Below are 23,623 nucleotides of genomic sequence, written 5' to 3'. Positions count from 1 at the left end.
CACAGAGTCGAACAGCTTAGATCTAAAATTAGAGTACAATAGGTGAAGTATGGTGGGGCCGGGTCGCCCTGAAAAGCTATACCGTTAATCAAACAGCAGCACAGGAACCGGTTTTCTGTGCTGCTGCTGTTTTGTGACTTCTCTGCGCAAAGCTCTCAAAAGGCGCTTCCAGGTATAACTGCTGCTCCGCTGGTGTGTGCTTTCAACTCTGTTCTTCTTTTAGCTCCTTCGCTTCTCTTTAAATAACGATGCGCATTCCTTCACTCTTTCAGATTACAATACAGTTTATCACAAGTTGATTTATTATGTTAATAAACTACAGGCAAGGTTAATGCCTATACCTTTACTACCTGCTCTGTTCCGATAGCATTTTATACTTCAGCAGTTTTCCCAGAAAACCTTCGGGAATAAATAAGAGTTAAATTCTGAACAAACCCCTCTGGCACATGATCAAAGCTTATAGACTATACACCGGCCCGGACGGGCACTCGCATATAGAAAGCGGAACAGTTTCAGAAAACATTATGACAGAAGCAGTGGCAATACGCTTCAACGTCAGTCCGCCCCATGCCTCCTACGACTGGCATACAGCGCCGGAGGTGCAATACGTGCTCACCTTCTCCGGCACCCTCGAGTTTGAGGTCCGGTCCGGCGAAACGTTCCTGCTGCGGCCCGGTGAAGTGCTGCTGGCTATGGATACCACCGGCTCCGGCCATACCTGGCGGCTGGTGGACGAGCATTCCTGGCAAAGGGCTTATGTGGTGTTGCAGCAAAACGTAAGTATAAACTTTATCCCCGATTACCTGCCATAAGTATAAAGTTGCATTGCTGCAGCATAAGCTACAGCAGGCCTTTCTTGCTCTTTAGCAGCAGCTCCATGGTGCGCTGCTGGAGCTTTTCCAGGTGTTGGGTATAGCCTTCAATTGCATGAACATCCGATGTATTTTCCTGCATCCGGCGCAATTGGAGCAGGTTTTCTTCACATTCGGGCAGCGACATTCGGTCAATATCCTGCAGCGTATACGGTATCTTCTGATTTTCCATAGGGGGTAGTATTTAAATATAGCCCAGGTTCAGGCCTTGGCTACCTGCTCTTCCTTACTCGTTTTAGAAGTTATAGTTTACCCCAAGCACAGCAGAAGCAACTGGCTTAATTCATCAACCACAGGCATTCACCAGCAAAAGCAAAACGGTTCAGACCTGCAGTTATGAAACCCGCAGCCTGAACCGTTGCAGATAAGCTTGAAGTATGAACCTGCGGTATATTGCCTTTTAAATGCTTACCTGATAAATACTTGCAGGGCTTTATCTTCGCCTTTCCACTGCCCAATCTTAGCCAGGCTTTTTATCAGCGGCTCTTCTATAAAAGCCGGCATACCGGGGAGGTAAGATTCACTATAGCCCATTACCAGGAACAGGTGCCAGGGATTTTTCGCAAACCCGTCCTTTTCCCATTGCCCGGTGTTGCCCAGCCCATACGCGATCCGGATGGATTTTTCCAAGCCGCGGGCCGGTGTTACTTTTACCCGCAGCACGGCCTTCGTAGCGGTCTTGTTTTGGAAGAAGTGCAGGTGAGTTTTATAAGCGGTCGCGCTCTCGCCTTTCTTCAGCCGTATTTCCTTGCCGTCCAGCCCAATGGTTACCTCTCCTTCCTCTACCGTAAACTGCTCATCGAAGGTCTTGTGGTAATGCCAGTCGTTTCCACCCTGCGGTCCCAGTTCCACCCGCACCAATTCGTAGGCGCCATCAGTTTCGCTGCCCGACTTCAGAAAAGTGGTGGCATAATTATCCATACTGTTGATCACGGTGCGGTCGTTGCGGTAACCCATGCTCAGGTCCAGGTCGGGCAGCGGGAGCGCAAAGCCCGTGATCGCCAGAAAAGAAAACACCAACAGAAATACCGGCAGGCCAACCAACGTATAAAGCAGCCTGATCCAAAGCCGGGTACGTGTTTTCCATATCCGGTAGACCCCAACAGGGTAAAAGAGAAGCGACAGCCCGGCTGTCTTGCGGTTTGCTTTCGGCGGAAGTGTGACTACTGTTTGCATATAATTTAATTATTTTAGTTTTAAATTATTTCTGCAAATATGTAATTTGTAGGGACCAAACTGTTTCGGATAAAAGGATTCAGGTTTAGGCAAAATGGATAAGATCCTTACTGAAAACTGGGCCAATACTTTCAGCCAGACTGCGCAGCGCCTGGTCCATAGCAGTGAGCGGTATACGGAGGTTGAAGCCAGCTTTGAGGAGCCCGGCCTGGCCACGGGCAAGCTCCTGATGATTAGTACGCCGGGCATGGTGCTCAGCCAGGTGCACCTGAAAGCTGAAAAGAAGCTGGTGCTGTGCGATACGGAAGGAAAGGAAGAGGTGCGTTCTTCTTTCTTACTTCATGGGGATGTGGAGTCGCAGTTTACCAGCTTGAAAAACCCAGTCAGCTTCCTTCAGAAAAAGCATGGCTTTCAGTATAACCCCAATTTTCAGGCAGAGCATGTGCTGCATACGGGCGAAATTAAGGGCGTAGAGGTTCGGTTTGACCTGGCCTACTTCCGGAACCTGGTGCAATGCTCTGACACGCTCGCACTGGAGAAAGTTTGCCACAGCATCGAGCGGAAAGAAGCATTTTTAGCCCCTCCTGCCCTGTTGGATTTGCAACCCCGTATGGCCGAGATCATCTACGCCATACAGCATTGTAGCTTCCAGGGCTTCACCCGATACCTCTTTATGGAAGCCAAACTGCTGGAGCTGTTTGCCTTGCAGGTAGAGCACATGGCAGCGCTGGCTCCGCAACCGTATAAAGCCCAATGGAGCCCGGCCGACAAAGAAAAGCTGCGGGCAACCCGCGAATTCATCGAACAGAATTACCTGGCTCCGCTTAGTCTGGCACAGCTCACCAAGGCATTCGGTTTAAATGAGTTCAAGCTCAAAAAAGGGTATAAGCAACTGTTCGGCACCACTGTTTTCGGCCACATACTGCACCTGCGGATGCAGGAAGCCCGGCTGCTGCTGGCTGAAAAGAAAATGAATGTGTCGGAAGTAGCCGACCATATCGGGTATAACAACATCGGCAGCTTTTCTGCCGCCTTCAAGCAACGGTTCGGCTACTCACCGGGCACCTGCCGCACCTGAATTTTATACTTGCCATTGCACAATACTCATAGCTTTTCTTATGTCGGGTTTTCCATACCGCCCTACGCTGCGCATCTCCCAGGGCAAGTATAAAAGTCGCATTAAAGTATAGAACCGCAGAATATTTCCGGGCTTTTTATACTTGTGCTTCCCGGTTTTGCCATTATATTGCCGGTGCGGTGTACCTTGCGTCAGCCAAAAGCCGGCAGCAACATACCCGCTGAAGAGCTACTTATCCCTGCATTGATGACATCCCTTAATAACCAACACCAGCGGCCGCATATAGCTGTAGCGCTGCAAGCTTTTGACCATTACGCCGCCTACCGGGAGCCGGCGCTTCGACACCGCCGCTTTAAGCACAGCGATATCGTACCGCTCCTAGAGCGGCTGAAGCAGCAGCCCTTGTTTGAGGTGCAGGAAGTGGGCCGTTCGGTGGAGCAGCGAACGATTTATATGGTGAAAGCTGGCCAGGGCCCTACCAAGATTATGCTTTGGTCGCAGATGCACGGCGATGAGCCGACAGCAACCATGGCTTTGTTCGACCTGTTTAATTTCTTGCAGCAGTCTGACCAACTTGACCCGGTGCGGCGGCAAATACTGGAGCAGACAACGCTTTACATTGTGCCGATGCTGAACCCAGACGGCGCAGAAAAGTATAAACGCCGCAATGCACTAGAAATAGATCTGAACCGGGACGCGTTGCGGCTACGGAGTCCGGAAGCCCGGCTGCTCAAAAACCTTTGTGACTCCCTGCAGCCTGCTTTTGGCTTCAATCTCCACGACCAGAGCCCGCTCTATACTGCTGGTGCTTCCAGCAAACCGGCCACTATTTCGTTTCTGGCTCCTGCTTACGACGAAGCCCAAACAGTGAACACGGTGCGTAAAAGCGCCATGCAAGTCATTGCAGGTATGGATGCCGCACTTCAGCAGTTGATTCCGGGACAGGTAGCCAAGTTCTCAGACGAACATGAGCCGCGGGCTTTCGGCGACAACATCCAGAAGTGGGGCACCAGCGTAATCCTGATCGAGTCGGGCGGTTACCACGGCGATCCGGAAAAGCAGTATATCCGTCAGCTTAACTTTGCTGCCATTGTTTCGGCCCTGCACCTTTTCACTGAAGAAAGCTATACCAAGTATACGGTGGAAGCCTACAACAGCATTCCGATAAATAAGCCGCACCTGTTCGACCTGGTGATCCGGCAGGTACGTTATACGCAGGCAGGCCATACAGTCTTGCTGGACGTGGGCATCAACCGCGAGGAGGTGAACGCCCCTAATGCGAAAGAATTCTATCACCGCAGCACCGTGCAGGAAATTGGCGACATGCGCATCTTTCACGGGTATGAAGAAATCGACGGCGAAGGGCTTCTGCTGGAACCCGGCAACGTCTGTCCAACGCTCTTCGCAAGTATAGATGCCATTACCACCGAACAGGCGCTGGACCTGCTGCGGGCAGGCTATACAACGGTGCGGGTAGCATCACTCCCGCCAGCAGACCAAGACCCGCTGCAGCTCCCATTCAACGTTACCAGTCTCGCCGCCGAAGCAGATCATCGCCTGCACATGGAGGGCGGAGCCAATTTTATACTTAAATCAGCAGACGGACAAATACGCTATGTTATTGTGAACGGCTTTGTGTATGGGGCGCAGACAACGGAACTGCCGGCACTGTTTCATGGCCTTATACTTTAAAGCGGCAGCCTTAGCTTCAGCCAGCAAGTATAGTCTTCCGCTGCTCCGGATGCCGCCGATTTTTTTATGACGGGCAGGTTTGTAACTTAGAGGCCCATACTATCATCAATCAACCTTTAGCCGCATGGTTTTAAACTATCTGTGGGCGTTCTTTTTCCTAAGCGCTTTTTGTATTGCTCTCTTCCGCCTTATCTTTTTTCATGATGTCCAGATCTTTCAGGAGCTGGTTTCCAGCACATTCGATAATGCCAAACTCGGCTTCGAAATCTCGCTGGGCCTGACGGGCGTGATGACCCTCTGGCTAGGCCTGATGAAAGTGGGCGAACGCGGCGGCATCATCGGCATTTTTGCCCGGCTGGTGGGTCCGTTCTTTAGCCGCCTGTTTCCGGAGCTCCCGAAAAATCACCCCGTATTCGGCTCTATCCTGATGAACTTTTCGGCAAACATGCTGGGCCTTGATAACGCAGCCACTCCCCTGGGCCTGAAGGCGATGAAAGAGATGCAGGAACTGAACCCCGATAAAGACACAGCTTCCAACGCGCAGATCATGTTTTTGGTGCTCAACACCTCCGGCCTGACGCTGATCCCGATCAGCATCATGGTCTTTCGGGCACAGTTGGGCGCCGCCGATCCTTCTGATATTTTCATCCCCATCCTCTTAGCCACTTTTTTCTCAACCATGGTAGGCCTGATCGTGGTAGCGCTCTACCAGCGCATCAACCTGTTTGATCCGGTAATTATGGCTTACCTGGGCACCCTGGTCCTGCTCATTGGCGGGCTTATCTACTACTTCAGCACCATACCGCAGGAGCAGATCAGCACCATCTCAACTGTTGCCAGCAATGTGATTCTATTCTCCATCATCACCTCCTTTATCGGATTGGCCCTGTTCCGGAGAGTAAATGTGTATGAGGCGTTCATTGAAGGAGCAAAAGAAGGTTTCTCCGTGGCGATTACCATTATCCCTTACCTGATCGCCATTCTGGTGGCCATTGGCGTTTTCCGCGCTTCCGGCGCACTGGGCATGCTTGTAAATGGATTGGGCTACCTGATCGGCTTACTGGGCCTAAATACGGAGTTTGTGCCGGCCCTGCCAGTTGCCTTTATGAAGCCTCTGAGTGGCAGCGGCGCCCGGGGCATGATGGTGGAAGCGCTGAACACCTATGGCGTAGATTCGTTTGTAGGCCGCCTCGCCTCTACCATCCAAGGGTCAACGGAAACGACGTTCTATATTCTGGCCGTATACTTTGGCTCCGTTGGCATCCGCAAAACACGGTATGCGCTGGTTTGCGGGCTGCTGGCCGACCTGGCAGGCATCATTGCTGCCATCTTTATCGCGTACCTGTTCTTTCATTAGCATTTATCATAAAAGCCCGGCAGGTTTAAACCTGCTGGGCTTTTATTCTTTGAAGAAGTGACTGGCTACACCTGACTAGCTAACGGGGCTGCACTCCACAGGCAATTGGGTGAAGTATAGCTTAAAGGTCGTGCCCTCGCCCTCCTGGCTTTCCACATCAATGCGGCCCCCTGCATTGTCCATCATACGTTTTACAATGTAAAGGCCCATCCCGGTGCCATCCACATGCGAGTGAAAGCGCTTGAACAGGGTAAACATTTTCCCTAGGTTTTCTTTGCTGATGCCCAAGCCATTATCCTCCACCGACAGCAGCACATGGCCATCTACCTGCTCTGTTTTTAAGTATACTTTCGGTTTGCGCTCCGGCGAACTATACTTGATGGCATTGCTCACCAGGTTATACAGGATGCTGTAGAGGTTCTTCCGCGAAAAGTTAACCTGCGTTGCCTCGTCAAAATCGATGTGCAGTTCGGCCTCATGTGCCGAGATCATCTCCTGGATATTCCCCCGGACATTGTCGATAATTTCCTTGAGGTCCACCAGTTCCGCATCGCCATCCACATCACGCTGTATCTTGGCAATATCGGTCAGGTCTTTGATTACGTTCTTAAAGCGGCTGATGGAATTCTTCAGCATCTCAAAAAGAGGCTGCGTAGGCTCGCCCGGAATAGGCCCGACCGCCTCTATCTGCTCTTCCAGCAACAACAGCAACCCCTCGATGTTGGCAACAGGCGCTTTCAGGTCGTGGGAGGCGGTATACACGAAGGTATCCAGGTCTTCGATCACCCGCAGCAGGTGCTCATTGGTATCTTGCAGCTGTTCCTGGGTGGCCTGCAGGTCCGATAAGTCGATGAACGAGCCGATCACCCGGTACGGAATTTTATACTCGTTGTGCAAGATGTGAGCTCGGTTGGAAACATACGCATACGTTCCGTCGGCCTTCAGCACCTGGTACTCATCGGTCCACTGGTCTTTCCCTTGATTTATAGCACCATTAAGCCCCTTGATCACCCGGTCGCGGTCTGAAGGTGCTATTTTCTCGAACCAGCTGTTCACACCATTCCCCATCTGGCTGGTGTCATAGCCCAGTATACTTGGCAGGCTCTCACTCCACCATAGCTTGTTGGTCACTATGTTCCAGTCCCATACCACATCATTAGTTGCCATCGACACGAGCCGGAATCGCTCTTCACTGGCAGCCAGAGCATTCGTACGCTCCGCCACCCGCTTCTCCAGTTCGCTGTTCAGCTTGATGAGGTCTTCTTCGGCATTCTTCAGGTTCTCGTATGCCTGCAGGGCCTTATCTTCGGCGTTTTTCTTGTCAGTGATATCGGCCATCGTTACAGTCAGGCCATCCCCCATTTTTACCGCTGCTACTTCGTACCAGGTCTTTTGCCCGTTGATTTCCAGCTGCTGCTCTATGTGCAGGGGCTGGCCTGATTCCACCACATTCACATACTTTTTAAACAAGCCGCTCTTCTGCAGAAAAGGCATCAGGGCAATTGCTTTCTTATGGATCAGTTGCGCGTATGGCCTGCCGAGCAGTTCCTCCGCCTGCCGGTTCAGCAGGCTACAGGTAAAGTCCCTAATCACTTTTTCCTCGTTCCGGACGGACTCAAAAGCAAAAATGCTGTTCAACGAACTGTTAAGCACACCCTGCACTACATTGCTGAGCGTTTTCAGGGTAGTTACCTCCACAAAGCTAATCACCACGCCGTCACGGTTTCCATTGTGCTTCAGGTATGGGATAATGCGCATCAGGTAGTACTTGCCATCTACGGTTTCCACCTCCTGCTCTATGTCTGCCGAAGTATTATTTACCTGCTGGATGTCCTCCAGCAGGTGCGTATACTTGAGGTTGTGCGACAGGTGGTGAATAGGACGTCCGACATCGCTGTTGATGATGTTGATGAGGCCATTGACAGCAGGCGTAAACTTGCGGATCACCAGGTGATGATCGACAAAAAGCTGCCCGATATTAGAGCTGCGGATGTAGTTGTCCAGGTCCTCGTTGAGTTCCTGGAGTTCCTTTATCTTCAGCTGATGTTCAGTATTAACAGTATGCAGCTCTTCGTTCAGTGACTGCATCTCCTCATTCGAGCTCTGCAACTCTTCATTGGACGACATCAGCTCTTCGTTGCTGGACTGCAGCTCTTCGTTGGAGGTGCTCAGGTCCTGCACGGTCAGGTGCAGGCTCTCGCGAGCATCTTTCAACTCCATCTCCAAGGCTGACAGCTGCTGGTAGTAGTCCGTATCTGATACCAGAGCCAGGTCTGATAATTTGGGCTGCACTGCCAGCTGGTCTATTTCCTGCAGCAGGATAAGAATTATTTTTGGCTGGTCCTGCTGCAAATTTATAGGCCGAATGGTTACATGCAGCAGCTGTTCTGTTTTACCAAACTTTACGCGTACCTGGCGGGCCACAATCTTGCGGTCCTGCTTCAGGGCTTTGCGAATGCCAACGCTGAGTGTTACCGCCAGCTCTTCGGGCACCATCTTGAGCAGGTTAAAATGCAGGCGCTTATCCGGGAACTTGAGGAAACGGTTGATGTCGCCAATGCCATGCAGCAGTTGGTAGCTTGCATCTACATACAGGCCCGTCACCTTGTAATCTTCCGCTACAGCATCCATAAACGTATCGCTGTAGCGGATGTTAATTTCTGCTTTGTAGCTGCTGTTACTGCTTGGATTGCTGGTCGCCAAAGCTGGGGTATATTCTTTTATACCATAGTTCTGCCGGATACCCCGGGTCTCCTTTATCTTTTTAAACAGCTTCCATTTCCGGTGCTCCTCTGAAAAATAAGGCTTCATTTCGCCAATGTGCTCACTAGGGCCCAGCAGCAGATACCCCCCCATATTTAAGGCATAGGGGAACAGCGCCAGTACCTTGTTCTGCAATGTTGCATTGAGGTAGATGAGCATGTTGCGGCAGCTGATCAGGTCCATGCGGCTGAAAGGCGGATCTTTCTGCAGGTCATGCTGGGCAAAGATCACGAGTTTGCGCACCTCCTCATTCACGATGTAACGGTTGCCACGCTGATGAAAAAAGCGTTTCAGCCTGTCTTCTGACACATCGCTGGCGATGGAGGCCGGGTATATGGCGCTGGAAGCCTTCGTGATCGCCCGCTGGTCAATGTCAGTGGCGAAGAGCTTTACCTGAGGTTCCATTCCCAGCCGCTCATAGGCTTCCCGGAACAGGATCGCCAATGAGTATACTTCCTCGCCGGTGCTGCAGGCTGCCACCCATACTTTCACAGCCTCGCCTTCGGCTTTGCCAGCTATGATTTTTGGGATTACCTCCTCCTCCAGCACCTTAAAAGCTTCCGCGTCACGGAAAAAGCGGGTAACGCCAATAAAAAATTCCATACAAAGCTGCTTCACCTCCGTGGGGTTCTCCTGCAGGTAATGCAGGTAGTCTTTGAGGCTTTCGAGCTTCAGGTGCTCCATGCGCTTGCGAATCCTCCGGTTGATGGTCGCCTGCTTGTAATTGGTAAAATCGGTTTGCGTGTGCTTGCAAACCATATCCAATATCTCCTGCAGTACAGCTTCGTCGTTACTGTGGTTATTCTGCGCTATTATTGATTGCACCAGTGGAATTTTGCGGGTATATTCAATGATCTCACCAGGCATCTGCTCCGGTGGCAAAACGTAATCGACAAAGCCGGTTTCAATGGCGCTGCGCGGCATCCCATCAAACTTGGCCGACTCTGGCTCCTGCACCACTACCATGCCTCCTGCCGATTTGATCGCTTTGGCTCCTTTGGTACCGTCGGTGCCGGTGCCGGATAGTACCACGCCGATGGCATACTGCCCCAGGTCTTTGGCCATAGAAGCAAAAAACAGGTCGATGGCAAAGTTTGGCTCCCGGTTTCGTTCTTTTTCGGTTAGCCGCAGGCGGCCATGCTGCAGGGTCAGCTGCTTGCCGCTGGGCAGCACATACACGCAGTTAGGCTTTGTGCGCATTTTATCTTCTGCCTCCCGCACCTGCATGCTGGTGTGCTTGGAGAGCAGCTCTGCCATCAGGCTCTTATGGTCTGGCGACAAATGCTGGATGATCACAAAAGAAAAGCTTGAGTTGCCCGGAAAATGGTCGAACAGTTTATGGATCGCCTCTAAGCCACCGGCAGATGCACCAATACCGACCAGGTAATGATCCGTGGTGGGCTGGGGTAAGCGGCTTTTTTTGGGTGCGGATGCTTTCATAATTTCTATTAGTGGCGGGCAATGCGGCCGTACAGGCTAGTAATTCTTTTCTTTAACGATCTTTTCCAGTACCGCACTGCGCAGCGCCTCGGCAGCCTCAGCCTCTTCTGGATACCAGGGCAACGCGGTGTACTGCACCGTTTCCTGGTAGGTAGCAAAGGAGTTGCGTGGGTGGTACGTCTTGCCGTCTGGCTCCATCTGGATGGCCTGGTTAGGGTTGCCACCCCACTTCACAGTCTGCAGCACCTCCGGCCGGAAGCCCAAGATATACTCTCCCTGCTCCGCGTTTATAGGTAAGGCGATAAGGCCACTGGCCAGCTCCCGGTAAGCTTTACTCTGGGCAAAGTTTTTGGGCAGCGTATCGGTGGTGTACAGCTTCTCCTTTTTGTTGCGCCGCAGCCAACTAACCAGCTCTTTCAGTTCCTGCGTGGTGGGCGTGGCTCCGCTCTTCCACACGCCGCCATCATACAGAATGGCAGCTCCGGAAAGCGATAACAGCTCTTCAATATTCGTCGGGCCGCTCAGCAAGCCTTCTGCCAGGTTGGCATTTGTGTACAGCTGCTCCAACAGTTGGGCGTGCATTTCGCGCAGGTGCGCGCGCCGCAAAATGGCTTTTTCCCGCTCTTTGGAGGCCACCTGTGCCGATATGATCCCTGAGAGTAACTCCAGGGCTGACCGGAGTTCATAACTAGGATTGATAGCTTGCTTGTGATGGCAGGAGATCAGTCCCCACAGCTTGTCATTGATGATAAGGGGCAGCGACATAGAGGCCATGATCTGCAGGTTGGCCAGGTACTCCAGGTGCACCGCTGCCACACTGCGCAAGTTGCTGTCCGACAAATCTGTGAAGCGCTGCGTGATCGGGTTTATAACGGGTAGCAGCCGCACAGGAGTATAATCACGCGTAGGGATCAGGCGGTAAGGGTTGCTAAAGTATAGGTCGCGCGCCTGCTTGGGCACATCCGACGCTGGGAAACGCAGGTCCAGGTAATCGTCCATGTCGGCTTCTTTGGCCTGGGCGATCACAATGCCATTCCACTGCGGGTCGAACTGGTATACCAGCACCCGGTCAAAACCTGTCAGCTTCTTGATTTCTGCAGCTGTCAGTTGCGCTACCTCTTCCGTAGAAGCGGCCTGCTTGAACAATGAGGTGATATACTTTATCTGCTGGTAAATTCCGATAAAAGATTCTGCCGCCGTTGCCGGCGTATGTAGTTCCAGTTCTACCAGCACATAACCTTCTTTGGGGTGCATTAAGGCAGTAAGTTCTACCTGTTTCTGCTCATCCGGTAGGGCAAACAACAGGTTAAAAGGAATCTTATCCTGATTGTTCTGGCTATTAATCTTGGCAAGTATATCGTCGTATTGCTGCGGAGACAGGTAGTTGGAAAGAGGTTGTTCAAGCAGCTGGTCTGCCGGTATTCCCAAATACTCCAGCACATTTTCGCTGGCCTGCCGGATGCGCAATTGGTCGTTATCGAGTACCAGCAACATGCCATGCGGCTGTATCAGGTTTACAAAATGCAGCGGTATACTGCCGCAAAACTCCGAATCATAATTTTTATCGATAGTTACGTTTATCGGTGCCGTCTTATTGTCCATCTAGAAAATTGTGAGTGTGTGCTACCAATAACGCGAAAGTTTAGTATCACATTTAATGTAACTTATTATAAGTCATCTCCAGCTTAGCCACTGAAGAAAGCTGCCCTATTTACCGGTGCTACGCATGTGCTGCACGGAGGTGAAGGGAAGCAGAAGTACTGTATTAGCATGCTGACCGTAGGGGTAGGGCAGTTAGCCTCCTCTTAGCCAGCTTATACTTGCCACCATATATTATTATTCAAATTTAAGGCATTATCATCACCTTGCCAACTTTTAAGTAAGATGTTGCATTCGCACATTCCAGCGCCTTGGTTAAGCGGAGGACACTACATAATTAGCTGTTGTAACCGTAAAGAAGGTGTTTTGTTGCGGTTTGTGAAACCAAGTATGATTTTTCAACTCCCACTTTCCGGGTTGCAGGAGCGGCAGTGGAAGGACAAGAGAGCAGCTCCGGCAGCGTACAAAATGCGCAAAGGCCGCTCGTCAGATGACAAACGTCCTTTTCGCAGAGACAGATCAATAATAAATTACTTTTATGGGTAATATCCTTCCCTTCTTTTCTGCAGCACCCTTGCATTATTACTGCTTCTCTGCGATTTTTATACCTGCTTACTAGCAGGGTATAGCTTAGTTTTGGCAAACAGCTGCCCTATCCGGAATTATAGCAGCACCGGCAATTGCTAAATTTAAAGGCTAAAGGAAGCCAACCTCAGCACCCAAAATAGGTTTAGCGACCTTTAGCCTTTGGGGGATCCGTTTTGTAGCGGCTCGCCCTTTCACATCCATACGCCAGAAGCTACCCCGTGATGCTGCGTTACGCTCTAAACGGGTACTAATTCACACAAATTCAGACTTTATCCCGTCAGTGCTGCGTATTAGTTCAAGTCATACTTTCGGGCAGCGCCAGGCAGCAAAATTGTAGCACAAAGGCTATATCTTTCTATAGCTTTTAGTAAGTGTTTACCCCCTTGAAACTTACGTATTTACCCTGTTTACTTTTACACTTAAATTTTGTATTTTTGATTTGTCCGGCTGTAGTCACCTGTCTTTAGCACAATTTTAAATGAGCAAGTATGACAGTAATTGTACAACACATAAAAGAGTGCTGCTTTGTGCTGGCTAAAGGAGAGCTGGAAGGGAGTGACTGCGTAGAAGTGGAAAAAGCCGTACGGGAAACTGCCCACATGCAGTTTAAAAATGTATGGGTAGATTGTGAGCACCTCACCTCCATCACGACACAGGCCTTGCGCATGGTTCTCTCTCAAACCAGCAAGGCCGAAGCCACCGGGGTCAACCTGGTTCTTTACCAGGTACCAGCCTCCCTTCTAAAAAAGATCAAAGAGTCGGGCCTGGACAAGGTGCTCCATATTGTACCCACCATCACCGACGCGTACCAGTTCTGCAAAAATCGCCGGTGAAGCCACTGGCTTAGCTAAGAAACAGATGAAAAAGGTGCAGGTGAAGACGGAAGTGCAGTATATGGAAGGAGGCATGGTGATTCACCTGATAGGCGAACTGGATGCAAACTCCTCTATTACCGTTGATAATGTGCTGGAAGATGCGGTGGCGCAGGCCCCGAAAGCCCTGTTTCTGAATTTCAGCCGCTTAAACTATATTTCATCGGCTGGCTTGGGTGCTATACTTGCCACGCAGCAGGCCTGTGCGGCGCGCCAGATCCCACTTATACTGATTGCTATGCAGCCGAGAATCAGAAGCATTTTCGAGGCATTGGGCCTGGACGTGGTGCTCACCATCACGGATTCCGAACCAGAAGCCTTCACCGGGGTAGCAGAATAGCACCTCTCCTTCTTCCTACTTCCTTATACCAAACAACTGCTGCTGAAAATCTAACGATCGCTCACACCAGCACTGTAGATTTACCTATACTATAACACCAGCTACATGTAACGGTTGCCCGCCTGTTTGTCTTCCATAAACTTATTAGAATACTTTGTGTTTGTGTATTCGGCAGAATGCATTACTTTTATTGAGTGTTCCACCATTGATTAAATGGAACTTAAGTTCACTTTTAAGACCTAATACTATTTTACAACCATTTAACACACCTATGACAAATAAGAACCCCAGGAAACCGGTATCGAACTGGAAAAACCACCTGAAACTCATCCTGTTCGGAGCTGCTTCCCTGTACACCCTGCAGGCAACGGCGCAATCCTCCAACGGATCGGCCGGCAAAACACCTTTCCTCAACAAAGCCAACATGGATCTGTCGGTTAAACCGGGCGACGACTTTTATGAGTATGCCAATGGCACCTGGATAAAGAACAACCCTGTTCCGGCCAAAGAAACCCGCTGGGGCAGCTTTAACGAGCTCCGCGATTTTAACATCAACGCCGTTAAAACGATCCTGAACAATGCCGCCAGCAACAAATCTGCCGCCGCAGGCTCGCTTGAGAAACGTGTAGGGGATTTTTATGCAGCTGCCATGGACAGCGCTGCCATTGACAAGCTGGGCTATACTCCTATCAAAGCAGACCTGAAAAGAGCAGCCGCTGTAAAAGATGTGCAAGGCGTGCTGAATGAGGCTGCTTACCTGCGCACCATTGGTTTCAGCTCTCCAATGTTCGGCTTCTACATCGGCCAGGACCGCAAGGACGTGAACAACATGATCCCGCAGTTCAGCCAGGGCGGTACTACCCTGCCCGACCGCGACTACTACCTGAAAGATGATGCCCGCAGCACCAAAATTCAGGAAGCCTATAAAAAGTATATCACCACCCTCTTTACACTGACAGGCACCAAGCCAGCCGTGGCACAGAAAAACGCCGAGACCATCTTCAACCTGGAGAAAAAGATGGCCGAAGCACAGATGAGCCGTGTAGAGATGCGCGACCCTTATAAAACCTACAACAAGTTTGCTGTAGCTGATTTCAGCAAAACCACTCCTAACATCGACTGGAAGCCGCTGATGGCGAAGATGAAGGTGACTGGCGAGGATACAGTGCTGGTAAACAATCCTAAATTCTTTACGGAACTGAACAGCCTGGTAAAGAACACCCCGGTAACCGACTGGAAAACTTACCTGCAGTGGAATGTACTGAAGTCTGCTGCCCCATACCTGAGCACGCCGTTTGTAGATGCTAACTTTGCCTATACCCAGGCCCTAAGTGGCCAGAAGGTGCAGACACCACGCTGGCAGAAAATGTCGTCGCTGACTGACGGCAGCATTGGCGAACTGCTGGGCCAGCTGTATGTGCAGCAATACTTTAAGCCGGAGGCGAAAGCCCGCATGCAGGATATGATCGGCAACATTGTGAAGGCCTACGAGATCCGGATCAACAACCTGGATTGGATGAGTGCTGAGACCAAGCAGAAAGCACTGGACAAGCTGCACGCCTTTAAGCCGAAAGTGGCCTACCCCGATAAGTGGAAAACTTACGACGGGCTGGAGATCAACCGCAATACCTTCTTCCAGAACGTGAAAAACTCCGATACCTGGGCCTACAACGACATGGTAAGCCAGCTGGGTAAGCCGGTGGACAGAACACGCTGGGGCATGACCACGCCAACAGTGAATGCCTACTATAACCCGGTGATGAACGAGATCGTGTTCCCGGCTGGTATCCTGCAGTTCCCGTTCTTCGATCCGAATGCAGATGATGCGGTGAACTATGGCGGTATTGGTGCCGTGATCGGCCACGAGATCTCCCACGGTTTCGACGACTCTGGCAGCCAGTATGACAAGGACGGTACCCTGCGCAACTGGTGGACCGAAGAGGACCGTTCCCGCTTTAAAGAAAAAGCAAAAGCGCTGGAGGAGCAGTACAATGCTTATACTGTGCTCGACACCATCCATGTAAATGGTAAGTTAACCATGGGTGAGAACATCGGCGACCTGGGTGGTCTGAACGCAGCTTACACTGCTTTTAAGATGACGAAGCAGGGACAGTCGAATGAAAAGATCGATGGCTTTACGCCGGATCAGCGTTTCTTCCTGGCCTGGGCGCAAGTATGGCGCACCAACATTCTGCCAGAAAGTGCTGCCCAGCAGATCATCACCGATCCGCACTCTCCGGGCGAGTATCGCACCATTGGCGCACCGGTTAACATGGACGCCTGGTACGAAGCCTTCAATGTGAAGCCTGGCGACAAGCTTTACAAAGCGCCGGAATACCGCATCAGACTCTGGTAATACAAGTATGATTTATACTGCTAGCTTATAAGTTAAAAGCCTGCTTTATACTTTAAAAGCGCCTCAGCGAAAGTTGAGGCGCTTTTTTGCTTGCTAACGTTTTGTGTATGGTGCGTATCCCGAAGGGTATGCACTATACACTTTGTTAGCTGTGGTTTTTCATTTCTTTTCCGTCAAGGTATTTGAATTCTATGTCTTTGTTTTCCTCCCAAAAGTCTTTAGGTAAAGCTGATAAAAGTTCTCTGCGTGATTTCTTTCCAGGTAAAATAACCATATTATTATTACGTCTACCAGTAACAAGAATACTCCACCCATTAGTCACACCATTATAATAGGATGAGTCTTTTGTTTTTATCTCATCCAATTTCTCCTTTTCAACTTTGTTTAATTCTCTAGGTGCAACAAAAGCTGTTAAAACAATTTGTTCCTTGGAATTTCTATCTCCAATTCGATCTCTTATTTCCATTAACCCAAAGTTTGCTCTCTTCTTATCAAACTGATAGACACTGTTTACGTTTTTTTCAAAATAATTTGAATCTGCTGTATATAATCCAAGTGTTTCATTTACAAGTAAGGGGTCCTGGTCAAAAAATGCTGTAATGCCATTTCCGTAAGCATGAACGACTTTAGTTCTATCATTTACTTTAACCCTTTCGAAATCACCAATAGCATTGAATAAATGTTCAGGTATTAATGGAAATAATGATGATACAATGTCAAATTCAGAATATTTATTGTCCCAGCAATCTGCCTTAATAAGAATTTTATTGTGATCTAAATCATTTCTTTTACCAATAAACGGTGCTTTAAATAATTCCTTTGTCTCGCATTTTACGCTATCACTTGTGACAACAATTTTGTTAGCGGAAATTAATTTAAATAAAATCAACTTTTCGGTTAAACGGTCCAAACTAGAAAGGTTAAAGTTTTCAAATTCAAGTTCTTCTCTTATTATGAAATCTCTTATTGACAATTTTTCCTTTGTAGCTCTTTCAATACCAGGCCACTGAATATCACCATAATCAGTATATGATAATTCGTTAATGAAAATAGAATCTGCAAACCCTATTTTATCAAAAACAAACTTCCACAACAACTCTAACTCTTCCTTCTTTAATTCGTGCTTAAATATGTGACTTCTTGTTTTGGAAATTACTTCTTGGATAAGTTTTTTCGAAATTTCTTCAGCATTTTTTTCATATTCTGAAGGATAACTTACTAAAGAAGTTCTATCAACAGTTAATTGAGGTTTGTTTTCACCAATAAAATTTAACACACCATTTCTTTGTAAAGCATCTGAGTAGAAGTGAGTAATACTTATTATATGACGATCGTTGACAGATACACCGTCAACGCATACAGCAGATGAACCAATTTTTGGAAGGGAGTAAAAAGCATGCAGTTCAGGGTCTATTGCTCCTGGTTTTGGCAAAGTAAGAGTTGTTCTATAATGAATAGAATCTGACTTAATATCAATTTCGTATGTTTCTAATGAATTTTTAACCTCACTATAGCTAACGTTTAGCTTTAAAATTCTTCCTTGGCTATTTAAGAAGTCAAGAAACTCAAGATCTTCTTGAGTAAATGTAAACTCTCTATTTGTTGGAAGAATTGGTTTGTTTAAGATTGGTAAATTCTTATCATTTACGAGAACAACTTTTACCTCGATTTCATCAGGAATTAATGTAACAAACGAATTAACTAAACGATATAGATGATTGTCCCAATTTTCATACAAATTTTTGTAGTGCTCAAACTGTTCTGGGAAATAATTAGGTTTCCCTTCTAGTAAGAGATAGAGTTTTTCAAGCACCTTATTAGAAATGTTTTTGTTTTCATCGGAAAGGAGGACTTTGATCACTGTTCCCGATTCCAATATCAGTTCCTTTTCTGAATCAGTTGTGGTTTTATAGTAAAAGTTTTCATGAGGCCCATCTATAGCGCAAGAAACAAAACTTCCTTCTTTCGTTTTTGTGATAATCTCTATTTTGCTTCCAAGCATAAAACAAGATAGTATCCCGATTCCAAATTGTGAAGTTGGTGTAAAAGACCCGCCCCATTGAGCTTGTTTTTTATAGAAATCTGATGACTTGTAATACGAATTACCTATTTTCAAAAGATGATTTTCTATAATCTCTTTGGTCATTCCAATCCCATTGTCCTTGCAACATAAATACAATTTATCACCAATGTGTTCTAAACTAAATTGAATTATCCCTGTGGCTTTATGATGGATAGAATTTGCTTCTGAAATCATGCATCGACAAGCATCAAGAGCATTCTGATATAGTTCTCTTAAACACGCATATTTATCTTTATATAAACCAACTCCCATCAACAACTCAATGATTTTCTTTTGATTTAACGTGAAACTTAATCCACGTTTGGGTAGGAAAACATTTTCGTCATTGGTGATGTTTGTTCGTTCAATTTTATCCTGCAAGTTTGGGATGAATGATTTATATGAGTCATTCCACAACCTATCTAGTTTGAAGTAATTTTGGATTTCAATTTCTATCCAATCTAAATAGTTGTGTAGTTTGAAGTATATTTCAGGCGTTTCACAATATGCTCGGAATGAAATTTTTCCATTTTCAATAGAATAATTTGCACCATTATTTTTTAATGCCCATTGTAGAAAACTGAATTCAGATTGAAATATTCTTGATGTTCTTAACTCAATAGGGGCTCTGTCGAAACTAAAATGAATGATATCGCCCAAACGTAACAACATTCCTACTAATTGTAGGTTGGCAGATTCGTTCCCATAATATTGTGCTGACATGCTGAATTTTTCTAAAAAATTAATGTCTTCACCATGGGACCTACAGACTAAAGCTAAGTCTTTTGCTAACCTTTTTCCCCAAGCTGGTTGTTCAAATGATCTTCCAAATTTAGATTCTAAATTATTTACATAAGTTTGAATTCTTACGTGATGAGTAGCTCTTATATAATCGGTTCGGATAAAAGTATTCAAGCTTTCAAAGTCTTCTTTACTACTAACATTGCGAAGCTTTTCTGCAAAGCCATTTCTATAGTTTTGATACTCAATTAGCATTGCAGCAAGATAGTCTACCAATTCATTTTCACTGTTTGGTGAAAACAACCAATTTTTCACATCGCTATCAAATGCGTCGTAGAAAGTTTTTTTGTTTTCCTCAATAACTCTTTTAGCATGGGAAATTTTAAATGGTTCTTTTAAGTCATGGCAAATAGACTTGTTACAGACTCTAAATTTAACTGTGCCCTCCGTAAATTTTAACACATTAAGTTCCCAGTCTGATGGTGCCATAGCGCAATCATGGAAAAAAGAAGAGAGTTGAATTAAAAAGAGTTCATAAGTAGAAAGCTTTTGAACATTAGTAGCCAATAGTTTCTCAATGTTGTATACCACTTTTTCACTGTGTTTCTCATCATGAATATCAAATTCAGGTAACACATTAGTAATTCTTTTTAAGTGATTCCGAGCTTTTTTTTCAAGTTCGTCAGCAAGATTATAAAGCTTCAATTCAATTTTTACTGAATCACTTGGATTTTGACTTCTCTTTTCTAATTCTTCTATTATTGTCATCTACATTTTGGTAATTTGATGCGTGTTATTCTTTAATCACAGCTAACGGCTTGTGCAGCCGAAGCCCGAAGCGTAGCAAGGGTTAAAGCTGCACTGGGTTACCCACTGTAGTTCTTTTAGGCAACTCTTACCTGTCTGTTGAGCAGTTCTACCTTAAAGTTAACCTTTGCCTCAAGCGCATTGAATACTTTCAGAATGGTGTCTATTGTCACGTTCGTCGCGTTATTCTCTAGCCGGGAGATTTGGGCTTTTTTCACGCCCACAAGCTGCCCAAGTTGCTCTTGTGTAAGGTTTCTTTCTTTTCTTGCTGCCTGGATCATGTCTCCAATCAATTCCAGCTTAAGCTCGAACTCGTAATTGTCGCGCGCGGGTGTTCCTTTCACTCCTATAAGCCTGTCTTCGGCTTCGCTCAATGAATATCTTTTCATGGTTACTTCTCTTTAAAATATATTTCCCGAATACGCTCGGCCTTCTCAATTTCCTTTTTGTCAACTTTGCTGGTTTTCTTGACGAAACCATGGGTGGCTAGTACAAGTGTTTCTTTCTTGTCTGTTTTGTCCCAGAAGGCAAGGAGCCTGTACTGAAGCCCGGAATAAAGAGTCCTGAACTCCCAGATCTCGCTCGTTAGCTTTTTGAACAGCTTTGGGTCGGTGTGGAACTGCGCTCGCCGGATATTCTGAAGTATTTTCTCCCGGTGCTTCAGTTCAAGCGATTCCAAATACTTGAAAGCCTCCTCTAGCAAGTCAACTTCAAATTTTTGTTGCATGTAGTGCTTATCTTTAGATACCTCCAAAGATAAAGAAAAGTTTCCTTATATGTAAACTTTTAATAATTCCTATTGTGGGTAACTACTTGCTAACAGGAGTACTACTCCTGTTAGCTGCACTATGTATGGAGCTATTTTATCTCCTTGTACATTTTACTTCGTCCCTACACATCGAATAGGGCTTAGCTAATATATACAATTATTTCGGTTTTCTCAGTATCTATATAAGGCGCGGTTCTAGTGTAGAAGATACCATCAAATCCAGCTGAATTCTGAAGGTGAACAACAAAGCAAATATAGTTTAAACGTTCATAGATAGTTACCATAGCTCAGCTAAAATAGAAGAGGTTGCCGGAAATAACTTCGGCAATTTTTACTTCATACTTATACTTGCCTGTTATACTTTCAGAAGTTCTGCGTTAGGGTTGTCAGTCCCGTGGCGGCTTCCTGCTGCTTGACGACCCGGAGCCTTTGGTCGTTTTAATCATGAATTTCATAGTTAACTTTTCCTGGCTATTCCTTACTTTGAGGCAACAAAGAATTTACGTAGTATGATAGCAAGGCACTGGACCGGCTGGGTAAAGCCGGAGGCAAAAGAAGCGTACATGCAGCACCTGCAGCAACACCTGTTCCCCGAACTCGTGGAACTGCAGGGCTACCAGGGCGCTGTTGTATACCAACGGCCGCTAGCCGATGCGGTGGAATTCCTGGTGGTTACCAATTGGGAATCGCTGGAGGCGATCAGGCAGTTTGCCGGCGACACTCCTTTGATAGCTGTGATACCGGAAGAAGCCCGGCAACTGATGGTGCGGTATGATACAGAGGTGCGGCACTACGAGGTGGTGGAATAGCCACCCCATTACCAAGTATAAAGCGAAGGCCGCTGAGTTATAAGATCTCAGCGGCCTTCGCTTTTGTACTTCACAAACTTTGTACTTCACAAACAATGAATCCCTTGTTAGGTTTTGGGGGACTTGGCTTCAGGTTTTTTAGCAGCTACTTCTTTAGCCAGGGCATTTGCCGCCAGCGGGCGATGCAGGAGTACGATGGAGCGCCCCGCTATCTGCAGTGTTTCGGCAGCTTTGTACGCTTTGCCTTCTTCTTCCACCCTGTTCTCCCTTGTATCCAGTATTTTCGTCCACTGCTTGCCATACTTGGCTGGTGGTAGCTTGTAGTCGATCGGCCCGTGGTACGCGTTAAAGATCACATAAAAGCTATCATCCACGATCTTCTCTCCTTTGGGCCCCTGGGTGCGCAAGCCTTGCCCGTTCAGAAATACGGCCAGCGATTTAGCGAAGTCATGGCTCCAGTTCTCTTCTGTCATCTCAGTACCTTCGGGCAGGAACCAGGCAATATCTTCTACCCCACTGCCTTTAATGGGTTGCCCCTGAAACCAGCGGCGGCGGCAGAATACAGGGTGATCTTTTCGCAGCTTGATCAGTTTCTGCGTGAAGTGTAGCAGCTCTTCATCGGCATTAGCCCAGTCTAACCACGATATCTCATTATCCTGGCAATAGGCGTTGTTGTTGCCACCTTGCGTCCGGCTGATCTCATCGCCAGCCACCAGCATCGGTACGCCCTGGCTCAGGAAAAGCGTGGTGAGGAAATTACGCTTCTGCTGCTCCCGCAAAGCCAGTATTTCCGGGTCGTTGGTTGGCCCTTCTTCCCCGCAGTTCCAGGAGCGGTTGTGGCTCTCCCCATCGTTGTTATCCTCGCCATTTGCCTCGTTGTGCTTCTCATTATAGCTCACCAGGTCGTTTAGCGTAAAGCCATCGTGCGCAGTAATAAAGTTGATGCTGGCTGTTGGCCGGCGGTAGTCGTCCTGGTAGAGGTCGGAGCTGCCGGTAAAGCGCTCGGCAAATTCTGCCAGCACACTGTTTTCGCCGCGCCAGTAATCGCGCATGCAGTCGCGGTATTTGCCATTCCACTCCGTCCAGCCGGCCGGAAAGTTGCCGACCTGGTAGCCGCCCTCGCCCACATCCCAAGGTTCTGCGATCAGCTTTACCTGCGAGATCACCGGGTCTTGGTGGATGATATCGAAGAAGGAACTGAGGCGGTTTACTTCGTGCAATTCCCGCGCCAGCGTTGAAGCCAGGTCAAAGCGGAAACCATCCACGTGCATGTCCACGATCCAGTAGCGGAGGCTGTCCATGATCAGGCGCAGCACACTGGGCAAATTGGCATTCAGCGTATTGCCCGTACCCGTGTAATCCATGTAGTAGCGCTTGTTATCTTCCACCAACCGGTAATAGGAGGCATTGTCCACGCCGCGGAAAGATAGCGTTGGCCCCATTTGGTTGCCTTCGCCGGTATGGTTGTACACCACATCCAGGATCACTTCGATGCCAGCCCCATGGAGGGCTTTCACCATTTGTTTGAACTCCGTAACCTGCTCGCCGCAGGTGCCATTGCTGGCGTAGCGCACATCTGGCGCAAAAAAGCCGATCGTGTTATAGCCCCAGTAGTTTGTCAGGTTCTTGTCCAGCAGGTAACGGTCGGTTATAAAGTGATGCACCGGCATCAGTTCTACAGCTGTAATCCCCAGTTCTTGCAGGTATTTAAGCGTAACCGGATGCCCCAGCGCCGAATACGTGCCCCGAATCTCCTCGGGTATGTCCGGATGCTGTTGGGTAAAGCCTTTCACGTGCGTTTCGTAGATAATTGATTTGTGGTAAGGCACTTTAGGAGGCGCATCTTTCCCCCAGTCAAAAGCGGCATCCACCACAACAGACTTCGGAATAAAAGGCGCACTGTCCGTTTTACTAAAGCTCAGGTCGCCGTGCTTGTCCCCTACCTTATAGCCAAACAGCGAATCGTGCCATTCGATGGTTCCGGAGATGGCTTTGGCGTACGGATCTATCAACAGCTTATGCGGGTTAAAGCGCTCGCCGTTATGCGGATCATAAGGTCCGTGTACCCGGTAGCCGTATAACTGGCCGGGCTTTACATCAGGTAGGTAAATGTGCCACACCTGGTGGGTACGCTCCGCCATTTTTATACGGGCAGCTTCTTTGGTTTCTTCTGACGAATTAAACAGGCAGAGCTCCACTGCGGTAGCATTATCAGCGTAAAGTGCAAAATTGACTCCCTTCCCGTCCCAGGAGGCGCCCAAAGGGTATGGACTGCCAGGATATGCCGTCATATTCATATGTA

Annotated in this window: 16 protein-coding genes; 8 read left to right on the top strand and 8 right to left on the bottom strand. The window is 47.9% G+C overall.

The annotated features are described in order from the left end of the window. Window positions 1-446: 446 nt before the first annotated feature. Complete coding sequence (locus ABDW72_RS18505) at window positions 447-812, top strand: cupin domain-containing protein (RefSeq protein ID WP_347160092.1); 366 nt, start codon at window positions 447-449, stop codon at window positions 810-812. Window positions 813-840: 28 nt separating this feature from the next. Here the strand turns inward: ABDW72_RS18505 and ABDW72_RS18500 are convergent, their stop codons facing one another. Both ABDW72_RS18500 and ABDW72_RS18495 read right to left on the bottom strand, forming a co-directional pair. Beyond that, window positions 841-1,044, bottom strand: coding sequence for a hypothetical protein (locus ABDW72_RS18500; RefSeq protein WP_347160091.1), 204 nt, complete (start codon window positions 1,042-1,044; stop codon window positions 841-843). 236 nt (window positions 1,045-1,280) lie between these two features. Continuing rightward, complete coding sequence (locus ABDW72_RS18495) at window positions 1,281-2,048, bottom strand: cupin domain-containing protein (RefSeq protein WP_347160090.1); 768 nt, start codon at window positions 2,046-2,048, stop codon at window positions 1,281-1,283. Between the two features lie 94 nt (window positions 2,049-2,142). Here ABDW72_RS18495 and ABDW72_RS18490 point away from each other — a divergent pair, with 94 nt between their 5' ends. The 3 genes from ABDW72_RS18490 (at window position 2,143) to ABDW72_RS18480 (ending at window position 6,175) form a co-directional block, all read left to right on the top strand. Continuing rightward, window positions 2,143-3,126, top strand: a complete 984-nt coding sequence (locus tag ABDW72_RS18490) for a helix-turn-helix transcriptional regulator (RefSeq protein ID WP_347160089.1) — start codon at window positions 2,143-2,145, stop codon at window positions 3,124-3,126. A 246-nt stretch (window positions 3,127-3,372) separates the two neighbouring features. Next, window positions 3,373-4,818, top strand: a complete 1,446-nt coding sequence (locus tag ABDW72_RS18485) for a M14 family metallopeptidase (protein WP_347160088.1) — start codon at window positions 3,373-3,375, stop codon at window positions 4,816-4,818. A gap of 124 nt (window positions 4,819-4,942) precedes the next feature. Continuing rightward, complete coding sequence (locus tag ABDW72_RS18480) at window positions 4,943-6,175, top strand: nucleoside recognition domain-containing protein (protein ID WP_347160087.1); 1,233 nt, start codon at window positions 4,943-4,945, stop codon at window positions 6,173-6,175. A 75-nt stretch (window positions 6,176-6,250) separates the two neighbouring features. On the opposite strand, the gene ABDW72_RS18475 is transcribed toward ABDW72_RS18480, so the two are convergent. Then, entirely contained in the window at window positions 6,251-10,378 is a 4,128-nt protein-coding gene (locus tag ABDW72_RS18475; RefSeq protein WP_347160086.1) for a chemotaxis protein CheB, read from the bottom strand. A 36-nt stretch (window positions 10,379-10,414) separates the two neighbouring features. Next, entirely contained in the window at window positions 10,415-11,980 is a 1,566-nt protein-coding gene (locus tag ABDW72_RS18470; protein WP_347160085.1) for a GAF domain-containing protein, read from the bottom strand. 1,073 nt (window positions 11,981-13,053) lie between these two features. On the opposite strand from ABDW72_RS18470, the gene ABDW72_RS18465 reads away from it, so the two are divergent. From ABDW72_RS18465 to ABDW72_RS18455, 3 genes are all read left to right on the top strand, one after another. Then, entirely contained in the window at window positions 13,054-13,398 is a 345-nt protein-coding gene (locus ABDW72_RS18465) for an STAS domain-containing protein (RefSeq protein ID WP_347160084.1), read from the top strand. A 25-nt stretch (window positions 13,399-13,423) separates the two neighbouring features. Continuing rightward, a complete protein-coding gene (locus ABDW72_RS18460; protein ID WP_347160083.1) occupies window positions 13,424-13,777 on the top strand; it encodes an STAS domain-containing protein in 354 nt (117 codons plus the stop codon). A gap of 424 nt (window positions 13,778-14,201) precedes the next feature. Further along, on the top strand, window positions 14,202-16,133 hold the full coding sequence (locus ABDW72_RS18455; RefSeq protein ID WP_347160095.1) for a M13 family metallopeptidase: 1,932 nt from the start codon (window positions 14,202-14,204) through the stop codon (window positions 16,131-16,133). Window positions 16,134-16,278: 145 nt separating this feature from the next. Here ABDW72_RS18455 and ABDW72_RS18450 read toward each other — a convergent pair whose 3' ends face one another. The 3 genes from ABDW72_RS18450 to ABDW72_RS18440 all read right to left on the bottom strand — a co-directional run bounded on the left by ABDW72_RS18450 (window position 16,279) and on the right by ABDW72_RS18440 (window position 20,470). Further along, complete coding sequence (locus ABDW72_RS18450) at window positions 16,279-19,704, bottom strand: HD domain-containing protein (RefSeq protein WP_347160082.1); 3,426 nt, start codon at window positions 19,702-19,704, stop codon at window positions 16,279-16,281. Between the two features lie 116 nt (window positions 19,705-19,820). Continuing rightward, window positions 19,821-20,132: a helix-turn-helix domain-containing protein gene (locus tag ABDW72_RS18445; protein ID WP_347160081.1), complete on the bottom strand. Its 312-nt coding sequence runs from the start codon at window positions 20,130-20,132 to the stop codon at window positions 19,821-19,823. A 2-nt stretch (window positions 20,133-20,134) separates the two neighbouring features. Next, entirely contained in the window at window positions 20,135-20,470 is a 336-nt protein-coding gene (locus tag ABDW72_RS18440) for a type II toxin-antitoxin system RelE/ParE family toxin (protein ID WP_347160080.1), read from the bottom strand. 551 nt (window positions 20,471-21,021) lie between these two features. On the opposite strand from ABDW72_RS18440, the gene ABDW72_RS18435 reads away from it, so the two are divergent. Next, window positions 21,022-21,321, top strand: coding sequence for an antibiotic biosynthesis monooxygenase family protein (locus ABDW72_RS18435; RefSeq protein ID WP_347160079.1), 300 nt, complete (start codon window positions 21,022-21,024; stop codon window positions 21,319-21,321). A gap of 107 nt (window positions 21,322-21,428) precedes the next feature. Here the strand turns inward: ABDW72_RS18435 and glgX are convergent, their stop codons facing one another. Continuing rightward, window positions 21,429-23,618 (bottom strand): glycogen debranching protein GlgX, encoded by a 2,190-nt coding sequence (glgX, locus tag ABDW72_RS18430; RefSeq protein WP_347160078.1) that lies wholly within the window; start codon window positions 23,616-23,618, stop codon window positions 21,429-21,431. Between the last annotated feature and the right edge of the window lie 5 nt (window positions 23,619-23,623).

Origin of the sequence: Pontibacter chitinilyticus (assembly GCF_039748935.1) — a bacterium.
Classification (GTDB): Bacteria; Bacteroidota; Bacteroidia; order Cytophagales; family Hymenobacteraceae; genus Pontibacter; species Pontibacter chitinilyticus.
Note: the sequence above shows the minus strand (reverse complement) of the source record. Positions and strands in the feature narration are given on the sequence as shown.